This window comes from Paraburkholderia sp. BL6669N2, assembly GCF_003387275.1.
In the GTDB taxonomy this organism is placed as follows: domain Bacteria; phylum Pseudomonadota; class Gammaproteobacteria; order Burkholderiales; family Burkholderiaceae; genus Paraburkholderia.
Genome location: NZ_QUNA01000002.1, coordinates 830,833 through 846,886 on the forward strand (window position 1 = coordinate 830,833; position 16,054 = coordinate 846,886).

The 16,054-nt window shown below is 59.8% G+C and carries 13 protein-coding genes and 2 pseudogenes; 10 read left to right on the forward strand and 5 right to left on the reverse strand.

Annotated elements, in window-relative coordinates; genetic code table 11:
* The first annotated feature begins 19 nt into the window (after positions 1-19).
* From B0G80_RS26335 to B0G80_RS26350, 4 genes and pseudogenes are all read left to right on the forward strand, one after another.
* Positions 20-1,066 (forward strand): alcohol dehydrogenase, encoded by a 1,047-nt coding sequence (locus B0G80_RS26335; RefSeq protein ID WP_106281049.1) that lies wholly within the window; start codon positions 20-22, stop codon positions 1,064-1,066.
* Positions 1,063-1,782 carry a hypothetical protein gene (locus tag B0G80_RS26340; RefSeq protein WP_116120858.1) on the forward strand — a complete coding sequence of 240 codons (720 nt, stop codon included), beginning with the start codon at positions 1,063-1,065 and terminating at the stop codon, positions 1,780-1,782. The genes B0G80_RS26335 and B0G80_RS26340 overlap by 4 nt, the downstream gene beginning before the upstream one ends.
* Before the next feature lie 46 nt (positions 1,783-1,828).
* Positions 1,829-2,683, forward strand: coding sequence for an alpha/beta fold hydrolase (locus B0G80_RS26345; RefSeq protein ID WP_116120860.1), 855 nt, complete (start codon positions 1,829-1,831; stop codon positions 2,681-2,683).
* A gap of 36 nt (positions 2,684-2,719) precedes the next feature.
* Positions 2,720-3,723 (forward strand): annotated as a pseudogene (locus B0G80_RS26350) (zinc-binding alcohol dehydrogenase family protein).
* A gap of 122 nt (positions 3,724-3,845) precedes the next feature.
* Here the strand turns inward: B0G80_RS26350 and B0G80_RS26355 are convergent.
* The 3 genes from B0G80_RS26355 to B0G80_RS26365 all read right to left on the reverse strand — a co-directional run bounded on the left by B0G80_RS26355 (position 3,846) and on the right by B0G80_RS26365 (position 8,439).
* Positions 3,846-5,540 carry an FAD-dependent oxidoreductase gene (locus B0G80_RS26355; RefSeq protein ID WP_116120862.1) on the reverse strand — a complete coding sequence of 565 codons (1,695 nt, stop codon included), beginning with the start codon at positions 5,538-5,540 and terminating at the stop codon, positions 3,846-3,848.
* 4 nt (positions 5,541-5,544) lie between these two features.
* Positions 5,545-6,909 carry an FAD-dependent oxidoreductase gene (locus B0G80_RS26360; protein WP_116120864.1) on the reverse strand — a complete coding sequence of 455 codons (1,365 nt, stop codon included), beginning with the start codon at positions 6,907-6,909 and terminating at the stop codon, positions 5,545-5,547.
* Positions 6,910-6,999: 90 nt separating this feature from the next.
* Positions 7,000-8,439: a catalase gene (locus B0G80_RS26365; protein ID WP_116120866.1), complete on the reverse strand. Its 1,440-nt coding sequence runs from the start codon at positions 8,437-8,439 to the stop codon at positions 7,000-7,002.
* A gap of 334 nt (positions 8,440-8,773) precedes the next feature.
* Here B0G80_RS26365 and B0G80_RS26370 point away from each other — a divergent pair, with 334 nt between their 5' ends.
* The 4 genes from B0G80_RS26370 to B0G80_RS26385 all read left to right on the forward strand — a co-directional run bounded on the left by B0G80_RS26370 (position 8,774) and on the right by B0G80_RS26385 (position 12,019).
* Entirely contained in the window at positions 8,774-9,142 is a 369-nt protein-coding gene (locus tag B0G80_RS26370; RefSeq protein ID WP_116120868.1) for a BON domain-containing protein, read from the forward strand.
* Between the two features lie 433 nt (positions 9,143-9,575).
* Positions 9,576-10,286, forward strand: coding sequence for an alpha/beta hydrolase (locus B0G80_RS26375; protein WP_258879042.1), 711 nt, complete (start codon positions 9,576-9,578; stop codon positions 10,284-10,286).
* 79 nt (positions 10,287-10,365) lie between these two features.
* Complete coding sequence (locus B0G80_RS26380) at positions 10,366-10,905, forward strand: carboxymuconolactone decarboxylase family protein (RefSeq protein ID WP_116120870.1); 540 nt, start codon at positions 10,366-10,368, stop codon at positions 10,903-10,905.
* A gap of 394 nt (positions 10,906-11,299) precedes the next feature.
* Complete coding sequence (locus tag B0G80_RS26385; RefSeq protein WP_116120872.1) at positions 11,300-12,019, forward strand: hypothetical protein; 720 nt, start codon at positions 11,300-11,302, stop codon at positions 12,017-12,019.
* Between the two features lie 85 nt (positions 12,020-12,104).
* On the opposite strand, the gene B0G80_RS26390 is transcribed toward B0G80_RS26385, so the two are convergent.
* Positions 12,105-12,374, reverse strand: a complete 270-nt coding sequence (locus B0G80_RS26390; protein ID WP_116120874.1) for a hypothetical protein — start codon at positions 12,372-12,374, stop codon at positions 12,105-12,107.
* Between the two features lie 364 nt (positions 12,375-12,738).
* Here B0G80_RS26390 and B0G80_RS26395 point away from each other — a divergent pair.
* Together B0G80_RS26395 and B0G80_RS46085 are read left to right on the forward strand one after the other, a co-directional pair.
* A pseudogene (locus B0G80_RS26395) lies at positions 12,739-13,025 on the forward strand (DUF1330 domain-containing protein).
* Positions 13,026-13,036: 11 nt separating this feature from the next.
* The gene (locus B0G80_RS46085; protein ID WP_181920076.1) at positions 13,037-13,189 is read left to right on the forward strand and encodes a hypothetical protein; all 153 of its coding nucleotides are present in this window, start codon (positions 13,037-13,039) and stop codon (positions 13,187-13,189) included.
* Positions 13,190-13,341: 152 nt separating this feature from the next.
* Here the strand turns inward: B0G80_RS46085 and B0G80_RS26400 are convergent, their stop codons facing one another.
* A complete protein-coding gene (locus B0G80_RS26400) occupies positions 13,342-15,714 on the reverse strand; it encodes a restriction endonuclease (protein ID WP_116120875.1) in 2,373 nt (790 codons plus the stop codon).
* Between the last annotated feature and the right edge of the window lie 340 nt (positions 15,715-16,054).

Below are 16,054 nucleotides of genomic sequence, written 5' to 3' on the forward strand. Positions count from 1 at the left end.
TTCAAGTGAAGAACAAGAGATGAGCCTCCAAACGACTTATCGAGCCGCAGTAGTCAAGGCGTCCGGCCAGTTGCAACTCGTCGAGCGGCCAATTCCGCAACCGGTTCGCGGACAAGTGCGAATCCGCGTCGAAGCCTGCGGCGTGTGCCACTCCGACAGTGCAACCGTCGAGCGTGAAGTCCCTGAAGGTGCTCAATCTCGCGTGCCAGGTCATGAAGTGGTGGGCCGCATCGAGGCACTGGGCGAAGGCGTCGAGGGCTGGAGCATAGGTCAACGGGTCGGCGTGGGATTTCTCGCCGGCGAAGATCGCAGTTGCCCGTCGTGCCGGCAGGGCGACATCGTCAACTGTCAGAACCCGGTCATTACCGGCATCACGACCGACGGCGGATACGCGGAAATCATGCTGGCCGAGGCGCGCGGCCTGGTCCGCGTGCCCGACGATCTGATCGCGGCCGAAGCTGCGCCGCTGCTGTGCGCCGGGCTGACTACCTTCAATGCGCTTCGCAATGCCGGTGCGAGGGCCGGTGACGTAGTGGCGATCCAGGGCCTCGGCGGCCTCGGACATCTCGCCGTGCAATTTGCCCGCAAGATGGGCTTTTACACGGTCGCTATTGCGCGTGGCGCGGACAAGGCGGAACTGGCATTGCAACTCGGCGCGCATCGCTACATCGACGCCAAGGTCGAGGACGTCGCGGCGGCGCTGCAGGGGCTAGGCGGCGCGAAGGTGGTGCTCGGTACGGCGCCCAGCGGTACCGGCATGGCGGACACCGTTCGCGGTCTGGCGCCGCGAGGCAAGCTGGTGGTAGTCGCTGTGCCGGGCGAGCCGATCGCTGTAAATGCCGTCGACCTCGTATTCGGCGGACGCACCGTGGTGGGCGCATTGACCGGCACGGTGACTGATAACGAGCAAACGCTGGCATTTGCCCAACTGCAAAACATTCGTCCGCTGATCGAAACTTTCCCGCTCGAGCAGGCGCAGGAAGCCTACGACCGCATGATGCGCGCCGACGTGCGCTTTCGTGCGGTGTTACTCATGAATGTCGATAACACAGGAGTTAAAGCATGAACGCGGTTGCTCAATCCATCATCGAGGCCCATGGCGGCCTCTCGCAGTGGCGCAAGTTCAGTACGGTCCGCGCCGATCTCGTGCAGGGCGGGGCATTGTGGGCTCTGAAGGGCCACGCAGGCACCCTGGATCGCACGACGGTGACGGTCGCAACCGACCGCCAATGGGCGTCGCACGCTCCCTTTGGGGCGCTCGCGGCACGCAGCGACTTCACCGGCAGCCGTGTCGCTCTTCTGGACCAGGGCGGCGAAGTCCTGGCCGCTCACGACGATCCGCGCGCCTCATTCGAGGGCCATACGCTCGAAACACCGTGGGACGCTCTGCAACTCGCGTTCTTCGGGGGCTGCGCGATGTGGACCTACCTTAACACGCCGTTTGTGCTCGCCTGGGACGGCGTGGAATGCGAGGAGCAGGGCGTATGGAACGAGCAGGGCGAGGAGTGGCGCAAGATTGCCATTCACTACCCGGCTGGCCTCGAAGTGTTCAGCAAGGCGCAGGCAATCTACGTGGGCTCGGACAAGCTGGTCCGCCGTCTCGACTACGACGTCGAGATTGCGGGCAATACGCCGGGCGCGCACTACGTCAGCGACTATACGACTGTCTCCGGAATCCAACTTCCGACGAAGCGTCGCATCTATCCGAGAACGCCCGACGGAAAGTCATTGCCCGAGCCGCTGCTCGTCTCCATCGACTTGCATGACATCGCCCTCAGCTGACATCGAACAACACGAGGCGTTGCTTGCGCCTTCGGAGAAGAGAACCATGACTGCAATGACTTCATCGAACGCCGAGACGCGTTATGCCGACGTGTCTGGTCTGCGTTACGCTTATCGCCGCTTTGGCAATCGTAACGGCGGCCTGCCGGTTATCTGCCTGCAGCACTTCACGGGTACCCTGGACAATTGGGATCCCGCCATCGTCGACGCCCTCGCGGAAGACCGCGAAGTCATTCTCTTTGAGAATGCGGGCGTCGGTCGGTCGAGTGGCCATGTGCCAACCACGATTGCGCAAATGGCGGAACATGCGATGCGCTTTGTCGATGCGTTGTCGCTCGCACGAATCCACATCCTGGGTTTCTCGCTGGGCGGCTTCCTCGCGCAGGACATTGCAATCGCGAGACCCGCACTCGTCGAGCGCCTGATCATCTCCGGCAGCGCCCCGGAAGGCGGTGAGGGCGCTGGAATGGACCGCCCCGAACTCCTCGCGATCTATACCGACGGCTACATGCCGCCGAACGAGAAGCTCAAGCGGCTCTTTTTCCCCGCAACGACGGACGGGCAGGCCGCAGCCGAGGCATTCGTCGGTCGTCTGGAAACCCGCAGCGCGGAGCGCGACGTTCCGGCAGGCGCGGAGGTCGCCACGGCGCAGTTGCAGGCCATGATCGCGTGGGCAAACTGGAACGGCGACGTAAGAGAAAAGCTGGGCGGGATCGCGCATCCGGTTCTCGTCACGAACGGTGATAACGACATCATGATCCCGACCGCAAATAGTTTCGCGCTGGCGGAAGGCCTCCCGAACGCGACGTTGATCGTCTATCCGAATTCGGGGCATGGCGCGCTGTTTCAGTACGCGCAGAGCTATGTTGCTCACGTCCGGGAATTCCTACGCGGAGCCTGACTGTCCGCAGCCCTTAACGAACTCGAGAAAACACTTATGAAAGCAATTGTGTACGCTCAGGCGGGTCTACCCATCGAGGATCCGCAGGCCCTCTACGAGGCAGACTTGCCAAAGCCGCAACCCGGTCCGCGCGATCTGCTCGTAAAAATCCAGGCAATCTCCGTCAATCCGGTGGACAGCAAAGTCCGCATGAGCATGAAACCTGCCGCTCCGCGAGTGCTCGGATGGGATGCGGTCGGCACAGTGGAAGCCGTTGGCGCGGACGTTGAACTGTTCAAGGCGACGAAGTCTGGTACGCGGGCGACATCACACGAGCAGGCAGCTATGCAGAGTATGGCCTCGTCGACGAACGTATCGCTGGGCACCGGCCTATGTCCGTTTCCGCGGCCGAAGCCGCGGCGCTACCGCTCACCAGTATCACGGCGTGGGAACTGCTATTCGACCGCCTGAAGGTGACGGAGGGTAGCGGCAATGGCCAGAGTCTTCTAGTGATCGGTGCAGGGGGCGGCGTCGGCTCGATCCTCGTGCAATTGGCTCGCAAGTTGACGAAGCTGACGGTGATCGGCACAGCCTCGCGGCCCGCGAGCCAGGCGTGGGTGCGCGAACTGGGTGCCCATCACGTTATTGATCACGGCAAGCCGCTCCAACCGCAATTGGCCGAGGCCGGCATCCAGCAGGTCGATCATCTTGTCAGTCTGACCCATACCGACAGTTACTACTCGCAAATCGTCGAACTGCTCAAGCCCGAGGGACAACTGGCACTGATCGACGATCCGGCGACGCTGGACGCCATGCCGCTCAAGCGCAAATCCATTTCGTTGCACTGGGAGTTCATGTTCACCCGTTCGATGTTCCAAACGGGCGACATGATCAGACAGAACGCGTTGCTGAGTCGCGTCGCGTCGTTGATCGACCAGCGCGTCATAAAGACCACGCTGGGGCAGCATATCGGGTCAATCGGCGCGGATAACTTGCGGAAGGCGCACGCGTTGATCGAAAGCAACCGAGCCTTGGGCAAGATCGTTCTCGAAGGCTTCTGAAGAACGGTCAGCTGTGCATGGGTGGATGAACGCCCCAGAAAGAAGCGTGCGCTGCTCGAAGGCAGCGCACGCTTTCGCATTGGCGTTGGAGCAGAGAAAGGATGCGGCGCGTCCCGTGTGGGCTAAGCCTGCGTGCTTGTCTGATCCAGATGCGTATGGATCTGCGAAACAACGGCGGCGCCATCGCCGACGGCCGCGGCGACCCGCTTGGTCGAGCCGAAGCGAACGTCGCCGGCGCAGAAAACGCCCGGTATGCTCGTCTCGTGTTCGCTCGCTTGCGCCGCGGCCGCCCGCCCGGTAAGGACGAACCCGCTGCGTTCCACCAGAACACCGCATCCGGACAGCCACGCGGTGTTGGGCGATGCGCCGATAAACAGGAACACGTGTTCGGTTGGAGACACCGTGCATTGCCCACCACGCACGATTTCCACCGACTCCAGATTCCCCGCGCCATGCAGCGCCGTGATCTGCGTGTTGTACTGAACGTCGATGTTTTGCAGAGACGCGATGCGCTCGACAAGGTATTGAGACATGCTGGACTTCAGGTCCCGTCCGCGAACGAGCATGCTGACGCGCCGCGCGTGCGAGGCGAGGTAGACGGCCGCCTGGCCCGCTGAATTGCCGGCTCCGATCAGAAGGACGTCTTTGCTTGCGCAAGCCTTGGCTTCGACCGGCGACACCCAGTAGTAGGCGCCCTTGCCTTCGAATCGCTCGAGGCCCTGAATATTTGGCTTCCTGTACGCCGCGCCAGATGCGATGACGACGGTGCGCGTGCTGATCTCAACGCCGCTTCGAAGCCGCAGCCGTAGCGGTGATACCGCGCAGTCGAGCGATTCTACTTCCGCGGGAATGGCCACCCGTGCGCCGAACTTCTGGGCCTGCACGAAAGCACGAGCGGTCAATGCATGTCCGGAAATGCCGGTCGGGAAGCCGAAGAAGTTTTCGATGCGGGCACTCGCACCAGCCTGACCGCCCGGCGCGCGATGATCGAAGACGGCAACGCGCAGTCCTTCGGACGCAGCGTAGACCGCAGTCGCGAGTCCTGCGGGACCGGCACCTACCACAGCCACGTCGAACACCTCGCCCGCGACGAACTCGGGTAGCCAGCCGAGTGCGGTGGCGAGCTCCGACTCGTTCGGCGCGCGCAAGATCGTGCCGTTGGGGCTGAGGACGAGCGGGTAGTCCGAATCGTCAGCGGCCCATTTTCCGACGTACTGCGCCATGTCGCCGTCGGAGGCCGTGTTCACGACCGTGTGAGGAACATTGTTGCGCGCGAGGAAACTCTGCAAGGAGTTGAGTTTCGCGTTGTTGGCCTTGGTCACCAGAATGAGGCCGCTGCCGCCTTCGATCAGTCCCACGCGACGCAGGATGAGCGCGCGCAAGATGCGCTCGCCTAGCTCAGCTTCCGCAATCAGAAGCGCCCGCAGGCGTTCCGGCGGGACGTGAAGCGCACGCACGTCGCCCACTGCGTCGCCGTCGACCAGACAGCGGCCACTCGAAATCTGCCCGACCTCCGACACGAAGTGGCCCGGGCCTTGTTCATTGATCACGAGTTGTCGGTCGAACGCATCGCGACGGGTCACCTTGATCCTGCCGGACAACACCACGTACATCCCAAAGCCCGGATCGGCGACCTTGAAGATACGCGTGCCATCGCGCCAATGGCAAACGTCGCCGAATCGAGCGATCCGTGCGATTTCCGCATCGCTCAACATCGGATATTTCTGTTGTCGGCGCGATGCGTGTGGGTCCGATTCGGGATTCGGTTGCAACGATGACGCGCCGTTCGTATCATCCGTGTCTGGGGAGTGGTTCATGAGATTACTTCAAGGTCGCAAACAGAAGATTGAGTCCCTCGGACATCAGCGGGTGCGCAATGATCGCATCGCGCACGGCCGTATAGGGCAAGCCGCTGAGCATGGCCATCTGGACGGCTGTGGTGACTTCTCCCGCGCCTGAGCCGAGCATGGTGAAGCCGATGATCGCGCTGGATTCGGGGCTCACCAGTGCCTTCATGAAGCCGCGCGTCGCGCGGTTGGTACGGGCACGCGGCACGGCCGCTAGTGGCAGTTTGGCGACTCGATAAGGCACGTTGCTTGCCTTGGCTTGAGACTCGTTCATGCCAATGCGACCTAGCTCCGGGTCGATGAACAATGCGTAAGGTATGGTGCGTGACCTGACGCTTCGCGCCCGTCCTTCAATGCCGGCTTTGAGGACGCGATAGTCGTCAAAAGACGCGTGGGTGAACATCGGCGTGCCGGCGACTTCGCCAATGGCCCACGTTCGTTCCGCCGTCGTGGCGAGCGTGTCGTCAACCTTGATGAAACCACGAGCATCGCATTCCACCCCCGCGAGGTGCAGGTCCAACGTGCTGGTAGCCGGCGTCCTGCCGGTGGCGACGAGCACATGAGTGCCCTGCACCACGCTTTCGTCACTGAGCCTGATTCGTGCGCCGTCGCCGTTGCGACCCTGAGCTTCGACAGGCCGTACATTGAGCTTTACGTCGATTCCGTCGTGCTGGAACGACTGCAGAATTTCCGCACTGACATCTTCGTCTTCGCGCATTAGTAGCCGCGGCCCGTCGTTGACTACCGTGACGTCGCTGCCGAGTCGTCTGAACGCCTGGGCCATCTCCAGGCCGATATAGCCACCGCCGAGCACGACCAGATGCGAAGGCAGTTCCGTCAGTCGCAGTGCTTCGACATGGGTGAGAGGCTGAAGCTCAGGAAGGCCCGGAACGTCGGGAATCGTGGCGAACGTCCCCGTGTTGATATAGACATGATCGCCTTCGAACATCTGTTCGCTGCCGTCGGCAGTCTGAACGAGAATCTTGCGCGGACCGACGAATCGCCCGGTGCCAGTCACGAGATGTAGTCCGGAATCCTGGAACGCGCGGCGATTCAGTTCGACCATTCCGTCTACGACGGTTTTGACTGTAGCGCTGACTTGAGCCATGTCAGTTCTGGATCCGGACTCTTCGTCGATGAGACTCCGTGCGTGGAGGTGACGCGCGACCTGGATGAGCGTTTTGCTGGGGATGCACGCCACGTTTATGCATGAACCGCCGATCATGCCGCGCTCGATCACAGCAACGCGTTTTCCCGCTCGCGCCAGATCCATGGCGAGCGACTTGCCGCCCTTGCCACCGCCGAGAAACAGATAGTCGTAATGCAAGGCTTCGTTCATAAGTGACTCCAGATTCCTGATGAAGGAGATCGCGATACGATGCTCGGCGCGATTTGCGCGCGATGATCACCGCATAGATGGCTTTGTCTGCTATTGGTGCCCTGCAATGGAGGCGCGAACCCCGCCGGCGTAGGCGGGGTCGATTTGTTCGAAATGCGCGAGAATCCGCTCGACAATCTCCTGCGGAACGCCTTGAATCGCGCGAGCAATATTGCCGAACAGGCGCGAGCGTTCTTCGTCATCGAAAAGGCGGAAAAGCTGAGCCGGCTGGCTGTAGTAATCCGTGTCTTTCCGATGGTCGTAGCGATCAACGGCGCCTGCTTCAAGGGGCGGCTCTGCGACGCTCCGGTCTTGCGCGAAGTCGCCGAAGCGGTTCGGCTCGTAGTTCACGTTGCCGCCAAGATTGCCATCCACACGCATGAGTCCGTCGCGATGGAACGAGTGCTGCACCGCGGACCGCGAGGCGTTCACCGGAATCTGATGGTGATTGACGCCAAGCCGATAGCGCTGTGTGTCGCCATACGAGAAAAGTCTGCCTTGAAGGAGGCGGTCTGGTGAGAAGCCAATGCCAGGCACGACATTGGCCGGTGTGAATGCCGCTTGCTCGACATCGGCAAAGTAGTTTTGCGCATTGCGATTCAATTCGATCATGCCGACGTCGATCAACGGGTAGTCGGCGTGCGGCCAGACCTTCGTGATGTCAAACGGGTTATACCGGTACGCGGCTGCTTCGCCTTCAGGCATGACCTGGATCTGCAATTTCCACCGCGGGAAGTTCTCCGCTTCGATACTGGTCACGAGATCGCGCTGCGCGCTCTCGCGGTCTCGGGCAACTACTTGCGCGGCTTCCTCGTCCGTGTAGTTCGCGATTCCCTGCATCGACCTGAAGTGGAACTTCACGTAGAAGCGTTCGCTTGCCGCGTTGATGAATGAGAAAGTGTGGGAGCCGAAGCCGTGCATCTGCCGGTAATTCTGAGGAATACCGCGATCACTCATCAGGATCGTTACCTGATGCAGCGACTCGGGATGGCGCGACCAGAAATCCCAGGCTGCGACGTTGTTGCGCAGATTTGTGTAGGGGTCACGTTTCTGAGTGTGGATGAAGTCCGGGAACTTCAACGGATCGCGAATGAAGAACACGGGCGTATTGTTGCCGACGATGTCCCAGTTGCCCTCTTCAGTGTAAAACCTGATCGCGAAGCCTCGCACGTCGCGCTCGGCATCGGCTGCACCGCGCTCACCTGCGACTGTCGAAAAGCGCATGAACACTGGCGTCGCCTTGCCAGTTTCGGCGAATAGCTTCGCTTTCGTGAAGGGAGAAATGTCGTGCGTCACCGTGAGGGTACCAAACGCACCTGATCCTTTTGCATGGACGCGCCGCTCAGGGATAACCTCGCGATCGAAATGCGCCAGCTTCTCAAGCAGCCATACGTCTTGCAACACGACGGGGCCGCGGCTGCCGGCTGTCATTGAGTTCTGGTTGTCTGCCACTGGCGCGCCGCTGGCACTGGTTAAATGTTGTTCGGACATTCTTCGCTACTCCTCGTTGCTCTGTTGATTGCTCTTAACCGTCGATGCAGACTGTCGAATCTCGCCTCGGGGAATGTACACAAACGCTATGTCCCGGGAAACTGTGCCGCAGTCCGTATGGCCACGACCATGTGGATCGTGATCCCTATACCTGAGTATGAGTTGGGGAGCCCTATGCGAGTCGCTTGTGCGTTCCCACGTGTCCTGAAAACTGTTTCAGCAGAAAGCCTATGTAAGTTGCCGACGCGGGACTCTATGATTGGCCGCGAAAAGTGATGCTTCGTAAAAGAAGTGCACGACTTTTCACGCAACGACAACCACCATGGAGTCTGGAATGAAGAAGATCATTGCAACTGTTTTGTGCATCACCTATGCCGCGTTCGGCGTCGCGGCCCACGCCGCTGTTTCTACCTATTCGCCGCAGGTCGAAGATCATGCAACGAAAGCGGGCTTTACCAGTCCGGAGCGTAAAGCTGAACGCGCCGCAAACCGTGCGCTCTCGAAAAAGGTTCGTGCAGCGTTGACCAGCACCCGCGGACTCGACGTATCGAACGTAACGGTGCTCGCGCGCAAGGGCGCCGTCACGCTTGCCGGTACCGTGCCGGACGACCAGCAGATCGCGCTCGCAGAGAACGCTGCGCAGGGTGTGGAAGGCGTCGCCTCCGTGAAGAACAATTTGACTCCGGGTTACGCAGGCCACTAGTCAGTATCAGGCTAGCGATCAGTTCAGCCGGTTCGATTCGTACGACCGCTTAACACGCGATGCGGGCATTGCACTCGTACCGCCATCGCGTTTTATCAGAACCAGGAAAACCCAAGAATGATCACGCTACACAATAAGGCATTAATGGCAATGGCGATGGCGAGTGCAGCACTCGTTACGCCGGTCGAAGCCGCTCCAGTTCTGGAGCCGGTCACCCAAGGTTTTATCGACGCGCTTGCCAAACAATCTGGGCCGCCGATCTATGACCTGAAGCCGGAAGATGCACGTAACGTACTGGCGGGAGCACAGTCTAGGCCGGTCGCCAAGCTTCCGGCCAGTATCGAGATACCGTACCTTACCTGTGGGGCCAACAGGGTCAGTGAAGGTTCGAATCGTCAAACCCGAACATGCCACAGGACCGTTGCCTGTAGTCATGTATTTTCATGGAGGCGGCTGGGTATTGGGCGATACCAGCACGCACGACCGTCTGATTCGAGAGATTGCCAATGGGGCCAACGCGGCGGTTGTGTTCGTCGATTACGATCGTTCACCAGAAGCGCAATACCCTGTGCCCATCGAGCAGGCTTACGCAGCGACAGAATATGTCGCCAGACATGGACGCGAATTAGGCGTCGATTCATCCAGGATGGCGGTGGCGGGTGACAGCGTGGGCGGCAACATGACCGCGGCGGTTACGCTGCTCGCGAAGGAACGCCGTGGTCCGCAACTGCGCTATCAAGTATTGTTCTATCCGGTGACCGATGCGAACTTCGACGACGCTTCGTACAAGGAATTCGCGGAAGGCCCGTGGCTAACGCGCGCAGCCATGCAATGGTTCTGGAATGCCTATGCACCTAACGCAAGCGATCGCGAGAAGATCACTGCGTCGCCGTTGCGCGCGACCCAGGAAGACCTGAAAGAACTGCCCCCGGCGCTCGTTATAACCGATGAAAACGACGTGCTACGCGACGAAGGCGAAGCATATGCCCGCAACTTAATGCAGGCGGGTGTGAAGGTCACTGCGACCCGCTATCTCGGAACCATTCACGACTTCGTCATGCTCAACGCGCTGGCGGATACACCCGCGGCGCGTGCCGCTATCGCCCAAGCCGACGACGCGCTGCGGCACGCGCTAAGTAAATAACCGCAGCTATCGTGAACCGTAAGAAAGACCGGTCAACTGACGTGACCGGTCGTACACAATCCCTCTCATGGAGTGAAAAATGGCGACACGCTTGAACACGATCAATCCGGCCGACGCGTCCGGCAAAGCAGCGGAACTATTTGGTCAGATCAGCAAGGCAATGGGAAAGGTTCCAAACGCGTACGCAACGATCGGCACGAATAACCCTGAAGCACTGGCCGCGATGCTGGACGTGGATGCGGTGATCGCGTCCAGTACGCTCGACAAGGCAGACCGGGAAGCCATTCGCCTCATAGTGAGCGAAACGGCCGGATGCGACTACTGCATCGCGGCGCACACGATGCTCGGCAAGAAAGTCGGGCTTTCGCAAGAGGCAATGAAGCAGATCAGAGCGGGGGTCGCAACGGGTGACGCGAAGCGCGACGCGCTCGTCACGTTCGTGCGCACGCTCGCTACGACACGGGGCACCGTGCCTCTTCAGACGCTGGATGCGTTATTGTCGGCGGGCTATACGGAGCGGCAGGTCATCGAGACCATGCTGGTGGTGGCGTCGATCACTTTCACGAACGTCGTCAATCGTGTCAACGACACCACGTTGGATTTCCCTCCAGTTGAGTGAATCTGACCGTTCACTCAAGCGAGGATGCCGTGCGCCCGGTCGTGCCGTGAGGATGGCCAGCATGCAAGGTGGTGACGGTTTCAAACGACCCTGGTTTCAGGCGGACTCGGGTTTTGCCAAATAGAAATCGATGTCGAATGCGGTCCTCCATCGTCTTTGTCGTCGAAAACCGGCACGCATTCGGCCCGCTTCCGAGCTTCATCCATCGCGATCTGGTGCGCCGGACACAGTCGGCAGCTCCAATGCCGCCGAATTCGGTGATCTAAATCGCCGCCTTTTTCGGCGGGCGAGATTGGGCTGGCGCTTAAGAAGCCAGGCGAAGCAACCCCTCTCTTCGAGGAATCCCGGCATCGAGTCGAGGCCGAGGGAATTACCCATTAACTAGGATAAGAAAATGAATGATCTTGTTGAGTTGGCTGTGCGGGCTGCCGGTGGCCTAGAACGTTTCAGAAGCTATCGAAGCGTTTCGGCGACGCTGCATCACACGGGCGCGATATGGGACCTGAAACAACGCGGTGGGGTGTTGACCAACTCTCATGTGACGGTGCAGTTACACGAGCAGCGCGTGTCGCATTCGCCATTTGCGCCGACCACGGACCACTCGATCTACACACCGTCGCGGGTCGAAGTGCGGCGGCAGGACGAGAGCCTCGTCGAAGCGTTGGACGATCCACGCGCTTCGTTTGACGGCTACGAAATGCAGACGCCCTGGTCGAATCCGCAACTCGCTTACTTCGTCGGTTACACGATGTGGACGTATCTCAACTCGCCGTTCCTGCTCTGCGATAGCGGCGTGACGGCTCGTGAGATCGAACCGTGGCTCGTCGATGGACTCCCATGGCGGCGTCTTCTCGTCGAATTCGCGCCATCGATCGCGACGCACAGCGCAGTTCAGACGTTCTACTTCGACGCGGACGGACTGTTGCGGCGGCACGATTATGAAGTGGACATTCAGGGGCGCAACGCTGCTGCCCGTTACCTCAGTGACTATACCGAAGTGCAAGGCATTCGTATGCCAACCCGCTTCCGCATTTATCCGCGCAACGCCGACAACCTGGCGCTGCCCGAGCCTTTGATCGTGGGTGTGGATCTGTCCAACATCCGCTTCAAATGACGGACGAGCCACGAATCTTCCCGCTTACCACGCTGCGGTCCGTGTTGCGCCCGGCAAACTCGAACTGGACGAACGGTCGACCCCGTTACGGGCTTACTGCGAGATCGGCCCCGTTTCGACGCTTGCGGCGTATGTCGGTGCGTTGAACAAACAGATCGCCTCGCGTTTCGCAATCAGCCTGACCGAAGTCGAATCGAATCGCGCTGCGGCGATGTGAAATGAAAGTATCGTGCCGGCGCAACAGGTGCGGCAGTCTCAAGCGCTTGAGTGGTTGGAGTAGTTCAAGCGCGGCTTTGGCGGTGGCCAAGACAATATCGGAAAGCCGCCGGCGGCAAGTGGAAGCTTGTGCATCCATTGAGGGCCCCGCCGCGGTGTTGCGTGCGTTCGCATGAACGTCTGAACTGACGGTCGCATGTAGCGGTGGAACATCGCTGAACGAAATTGGCGGGCAATTTGCCAACAAAGCGGCCGGCGTCGTCACTATGAGCGGCCGCCGTGGGCGCGTCCCACCGTCTGTTGCAGGTCGTTACGTGTCCGACGCGGGGGCGAGACATGCGAGGGAACTGCCCCTACGATCGCCTCACCGATTTCTGTTTGCGAGGATCAGGGGGCTCTCACCGCAAGCGACGGGTCGACACGTGCGCCAATGCCGGGTATCGGCGTCCGATGCGGTTCCGCGGCATCATCTTTGCAACTTCATACCAATGCAGGAGGGTCCCATGGCAACTTACATTGTCTTCCGAAGGAAAGCACGCAAGATCAGGGTGAGCTCGACATCTACCAAAGCAAGGTGGGCGAGACCTTCAAAGGGCATCCTTTTAAGATCCTCGCTGCCTACGGACCGCAGCAGACCCTTGAGGGTGACGCGCCAGAGGGCGTCGTGATCGTGGAGTTTCCATCGACCGCTGACGCGCGCGCGTGGTATGACAGTCCGGCGTATCAGGATGTCGTACAGCACCGGTTCAAGGGCGCGCGCTATCGGGCCGTCCTAGTCGAAGGGATGTGAAGAAGTAGGCGATGATCAGCCGCGTGGAGCTCGGTGCACGGCTCAGCCATAATTTGAATGACGGCTTTTTCAGGAACGCCAATTTCCAGTTCGCATCGACCATGGAAATTCATGTCGGACCCGGTCCGGCCAAGAAGCGCTGCTGGTTCCGGGCGTGCGTCTGATATTGGATCTCGGCTTCGCGGTAGTCGCCGGCGGCCGGCGTACCGATGCCCATCGCAAGCACATCAGCCCGTTCGATGCTCCAGGCACAATGGCATCACGACCCGCTCCATAAAGTTAAAGTGCGTTGCCTCTTCGCACTCTCGGTTGGCAATCAAAGTGCAGCTAGCATCTGAGCCAACTGTGCGCCATCGACAAGTTCAAAACCAAGTTCCGCGCCTGTAGAAACTGCGCCGCTAGTGAAGATGCTGGTTGTGATGACCATTCCCTTGCTAGGCTGTTTTGCACCTTTGTCCGTAAGACTAATTGCACCCTGAAGCTCTCGAAGGACCTCAGGTCCTACTGGCCGGTGGGTTGCCCAGCATTTGCACTGCACAACCCAAGATTGATCTTCGCCGTCAACGGCGAACAGATCTACGCCTCCATCACCGTCGCGTTGCGCACCTTGGTGGATCACCCGCATCCCTCTCGCTCTGAGGATCCGCGCGCAGTCCTTCTCGAAGTCGAACCATGCTGGTCGAGTACCAGCCGGTGCCTGATCAATTTGCTCAAAGAGCATTCGCGATGCGGACCGGCTGCGATAAACCTTTACTCTGGCTGCGTCCAATTCCGACCCTCGAGCATGCGGACGTACGAAGGTGAAGCCCTCCGGAACCTGCCAGCCGTAACGTTGGGCGAGAAATCTCTGTGCAGGGGAGGCTACCTTCGCCCGCCGCAGGTGAGCTCCAACGTTGTGTTTGGGGCGAAGTCCCACATCTGTTTCTGGGGCCGCTCTCTCCAGCTTTGGCGTTGTATACCGGACTCTCGGCAGGTAAATTACAGTGCGAATATCCCGTCCGCGGATACGTCGACGCATTGGGCGGGCGTTGAACAGCGATTCCCGCTCTTCAACGACCAGAAAGTCCCGAATAATAGCGCCTGCAATCAGCTTCAGAGAAATGACCGCATCTTCGTTCCAAACGGCTTCGCCGTCGTCGGCGCGATGTCGGATGAGTTGATGCGTTCTGCTCGCGGGGGGATGCTGGCGTAAGCCGATCGCGACGTGGAAATACCGGTCGCAATCGTCGAGAAAATAGCAGGTAAATTCGCCGTCACTTTCGAAGATTTTTAGCGCGACGAACGGCCCAAATCGGATGTCGACGCGGGCGCCCCATGGAATCGACCACTGCCTGGCTTCCTGAGCTTCTAAAAGAAGCATCTCGAGGCGATCCTCAGCATCCTCTATTGAACCTTCAATCGCGACCGACTCGAAAGCGTCGCAAATGGTATCAAGGGGCGCGGGGAAGTCCGACGGATTCAAGTAAAGCCCGGCATCGACAAGGTCAATGATTTCGATCCCCGATCGCCAAAGCCGGGTGATATCTGCGAGCGGGGCAGTGACGTCGATGAGCATTGACTTCACATCAATCGCATATTCCTTTGTGTTGGCGAGCCATGGTCGGCGGGTGCCCTCCTTGGTGATGCGCGGGTCAAGCAAAGCGCCCTCGAACGAAAACTGCCACGCCATGCTGAGTGCTTCACTATCAATGTCTGCAAGAATGCCGAACAGCTTGTCAAGCATAGCAAAGACGGTTCGAGAATCGGAGAGCGCGGCGAATGCAGCGCTGTGCGCTTCCTTCGCATTCGCATCGGGTCCGGCCAATGCGACAAGCCAGTCACCAAGAAGTGGATATCGACTGACCAACTGATGCACACGGTCAGCCAGTTCGCCAGCCTCTACAAGCTGGCTACTACTGTTGAAAAGCGTGGATTCGCCGTCCAAGCGAACGCGATCCCGGAGGATCTGAATGAAGCCGGCGGCCCGATGACGTCGGTGCCACGCGTGATACCCCCATTCCGCCATGGCTTTGTCGAGCGGCGTAAGGTCTGGCGCCCATGGTCCTTCGTAATTCAGCGTGCGCCAGAAATCCGCTGTGGCGTCAGCCCAGAGAGGGATCTCTTCATCCTCGGTCTCATCGAGGGGTTCCTCGGGAAATGGGACATAGCGTTCGCGAATGCATGAATATGGAATTCCAGCACGAGTGAATTCCCATAGGCGTTCGAACGCGGCGAACGACGAAGAAGCACCAGGCGCAGCCGCGTCGTTGAAGACCGCCTCATGCCATCCACCGTGCTCACCCCTTGGGCCCACGACAGTCATCAAGAAGCGCCCATTCCGTCGGATTGCCTGAATGACGGGATCTTCGCTGGGACCCATCCATCGAACGTGCGACCCTGTCGTCTGTCTTCGTTGCAACAGCGTCAGCGAGAGATACATCGAGGGGGTATTGTCCCAGCGCCAAGCCAGCACTCCGCACCCACGCTCTTCACGTAGGAGACGGACTTTCCGCTCATCGGTCGCGATAAACACCAAGCAGCCGATGCCGTCGTCGGTGACCCACGCGGGGCCTCGGTATGTTTGCGCCACGCTCTTGCCCGAAAACGGAAGGACAAGGGCCGACAACTGTTCGTTGCTGATGGGACGAAGATTTGTAGGATTCGCTCGGGCGAGTGGCAGCGGGTCAGGCTCTGTGCGTTCAATGGGCATATTCGAGGAAGTCGGTACGGTCGGTTTCGCGGAGATTACCGCATTTCGCCCACCTACAATCAAGATGCTTGGAGGCAACGTGGCTGGATCAATTGCTCATGTCTCACGCATTTCGGTCTCAGGTGCCTGTACGCGTGTTCGCACGCGAGATACAGATTTCCCGCGTTCACGTCGGCGTCTCCGAGTAAAGTCGGCAGCCAAGAGGGCGGCTGCGAAGACGACAATCGCCAACAAGGCAGCAGCCAGGAAGCCGCTGCGACGAAGACGCCGGCAAGCGCACAGAAGTGTCGTCCCTGGCTGCTGATCAGGGATGCATAGGAACGAGCGCGACTGTGACGGC

Coding starts and splice junctions, on each gene's coding strand:
- B0G80_RS26390 (WP_116120874.1), bottom strand. CDS start 12,374: ATGGATGCACAAGCTTCCACTTGCCGCCGGCGGCTTTCCGATATTGTC.
- B0G80_RS26365 (WP_116120866.1), bottom strand. CDS start 8,439: ATGTCCGAACAACATTTAACCAGTGCCAGCGGCGCGCCAGTGGCAGAC.
- B0G80_RS26385 (WP_116120872.1), top strand. CDS start 11,300: ATGAATGATCTTGTTGAGTTGGCTGTGCGGGCTGCCGGTGGCCTAGAA.
- B0G80_RS26400 (WP_116120875.1), bottom strand. CDS start 15,714: ATGCCCATTGAACGCACAGAGCCTGACCCGCTGCCACTCGCCCGAGCG.
- B0G80_RS26370 (WP_116120868.1), top strand. CDS start 8,774: ATGAAGAAGATCATTGCAACTGTTTTGTGCATCACCTATGCCGCGTTC.
- B0G80_RS26335 (WP_106281049.1), top strand. CDS start 20: ATGAGCCTCCAAACGACTTATCGAGCCGCAGTAGTCAAGGCGTCCGGC.
- B0G80_RS26345 (WP_116120860.1), top strand. CDS start 1,829: ATGACTGCAATGACTTCATCGAACGCCGAGACGCGTTATGCCGACGTG.
- B0G80_RS26360 (WP_116120864.1), bottom strand. CDS start 6,909: ATGAACGAAGCCTTGCATTACGACTATCTGTTTCTCGGCGGTGGCAAG.
- B0G80_RS26355 (WP_116120862.1), bottom strand. CDS start 5,540: ATGAACCACTCCCCAGACACGGATGATACGAACGGCGCGTCATCGTTG.
- B0G80_RS26340 (WP_116120858.1), top strand. CDS start 1,063: ATGAACGCGGTTGCTCAATCCATCATCGAGGCCCATGGCGGCCTCTCG.
- B0G80_RS46085 (WP_181920076.1), top strand. CDS start 13,037: ATGATCAGCCGCGTGGAGCTCGGTGCACGGCTCAGCCATAATTTGAAT.
- B0G80_RS26380 (WP_116120870.1), top strand. CDS start 10,366: ATGGCGACACGCTTGAACACGATCAATCCGGCCGACGCGTCCGGCAAA.
- B0G80_RS26375 (WP_258879042.1), top strand. CDS start 9,576: ATGTATTTTCATGGAGGCGGCTGGGTATTGGGCGATACCAGCACGCAC.